This window comes from Pseudomonas sp. WS 5412 (assembly GCF_012985615.1).
Lineage (GTDB): Bacteria > Pseudomonadota > Gammaproteobacteria > Pseudomonadales > Pseudomonadaceae > Aquipseudomonas > Aquipseudomonas shahriarae.
In genome coordinates, this window is the sequence record NZ_JAARMB010000066.1 from 1 (window position 1) to 595 (window position 595).

1 protein-coding gene is annotated in these 595 nt (G+C 73.8%); it reads right to left on the reverse strand.

Translation table 11 applies throughout. The features are described 5' to 3' along the window. The coding region (locus HBR94_RS28390) for a MobA/MobL family protein (protein ID WP_346342853.1) at positions 1-593 on the reverse strand (593 nt) is incomplete at its 3' end. Between the last annotated feature and the right edge of the window lie 2 nt (positions 594-595).

Genomic DNA, 595 nt, shown 5'->3' on the forward strand with positions numbered 1-595 from the left:
CGGGCTGCACGCTCGGCGCGGGCCTGCTCGATGTCGATGATTTGCGCCGACACGCTGCCCAGCTCGGCACGATCAGCGGCCAACTGGCGGCGGTCGTTGTTCACCTGGAGCCGGGTGACGGGGGCCAGTGGGGCGCGCTGCTCGCGCTCGCACTCCCGGCGTATGGCCGTCACCCGTGGGCCTTCGTGGATGGTCGGCAGGCGGTCAAGCTCGGCGGCGCGCTCCAGCTCGCCCGCCTCCAGCGCGGCGGCGCGCTGCTCGACCAGTGAGCGCCGGTCTACCCGCTCGGCGCTGCCTGCCCGCTCCAGGGCGTGGTTGGTGCGCGCCTCGATCATCGCCCGCACCCACTCGACTTCCTGCGGGCCGCGCTTCACGTCGTCCAGTTCGCGGGTCTTCTCGCCCAGCTCGCCGGACGGCTCAAGGCGGCGGGTGGTCATCAGGATGTGTGCGTGGTGGTTGCGCTGATCGCCCTCCCGGTCGGGCGTGTGCACGGCCAGCGTGCCCGCTGTGCCGTAGCGGTCGGCCAGAGCCTGGGCGATGCCCTGGGCCAGCTCCCGGCGCTGGGCCGGGGTCAGCTCGGCGGGCAGGGCCACCA